This is a genomic window from Rhodococcus sp. R1101 (assembly GCF_000278445.1).
GTDB lineage: Bacteria > Actinomycetota > Actinomycetes > Mycobacteriales > Mycobacteriaceae > Rhodococcus > Rhodococcus gordoniae.
This window is the reverse complement of sequence record NZ_AJVB01000835.1, coordinates 1-868: the sequence shown is the minus strand read 5'-3', so window position 1 is coordinate 868 and position 868 is coordinate 1. Positions and strand designations below refer to the sequence as shown.

Annotated in this window: 2 protein-coding genes; both read right to left on the bottom strand. The window is 66.9% G+C overall.

All coding sequences use genetic code 11. The features are described 5' to 3' along the window. Nucleotides 1-407, bottom strand: a 407-nt coding sequence (locus R1101_RS0124595) for a PPOX class F420-dependent oxidoreductase (protein ID WP_016935781.1), incomplete at its 3' end; no start/stop codon positions are given. A 23-nt stretch (nucleotides 408-430) separates the two neighbouring features. After that, nucleotides 431-835 carry an SRPBCC family protein gene (locus R1101_RS0124590; RefSeq protein ID WP_026003662.1) on the bottom strand — a complete coding sequence of 135 codons (405 nt, stop codon included), beginning with the start codon at nucleotides 833-835 and terminating at the stop codon, nucleotides 431-433. Nucleotides 836-868 lie beyond the last annotated feature (33 nt).

The window sequence follows — 868 nt, the reverse complement described above, 5'->3', positions numbered from 1 at the left end:
GGATCCCGGATCAGCGACTTGCCCTGATCGCGCATCGCCTGCCGGTACTCGTCCCAGTCCGAATGCTCACCGGCGATGTTGCGGAAGTACTCGACGAACGGTTCGACGTCGTCCCGGGCGTCGATCACCTCCGCGGTTCCGTCGATCTGTACCCACGCGTCGTTCCAGTCGTCCGACAGCACGACGACGCCGACCTCGGGACGGATACGGGCGTTGCGGGTCTTGGCACGCTGCGGGTAGGTCGCGATCACGATGCGTCCGCTGTCGTCGACGCCACCGGTGACGGGGGAAGCCTGCGGAGTGCCGTCGTCGCGCTGCGTCATCAGGATCATCCGGTGCCGGGGCCGGACGAAATCCAGCAACTCCCGGATTCCGACCGGGGTGTTCGTGGCGATCTTGCGAGCCATGCACGTTCTCCTGTTCCGAAGAGTTACGACTCGAGGAGCGCCGCGAGTCGCGCGAGGTCTTCTTCCACCATGCCTGTGTCGCGGTCGAACTCGTCGTCGGTCAGTTCGATCTGGCGGACGGTGAATACGATCTCGGCGCCGTCCGGATGGGGGAGCACCCGCATGGGGTTGTGCACAATCGTCCCCGACGGCAGCCTCACCTCGTGGTCGAGCACCCCGTAGTCGTTGGCGCCGACGAACCGCACGGTGACCTCGCCCATGGGGGACTCCGCGACGAGGGTGTCGCCGACGCGCCGCACCTCGTTGCGGGCCAGACCGGCGGCCCACTGCGGCAGGTTGTCGGGATCTGCGGCGAACTCGTAGACCCGGCGGGGTGCACACCGGACGACGCGAGCGACATGTCGGCTGCGGACGACGGGTTTGCTCATGCTCACAACACTAGAAGGTCCGGGGACGTGGCC

What these genes read in the sequence shown, in the direction of transcription:
- R1101_RS0124590 (WP_026003662.1), bottom strand. Translation starts at nt 835, where the DNA reads ATGAGCAAACCCGTCGTCCGCAGCCGACATGTCGCTCGCGTCGTCCGG.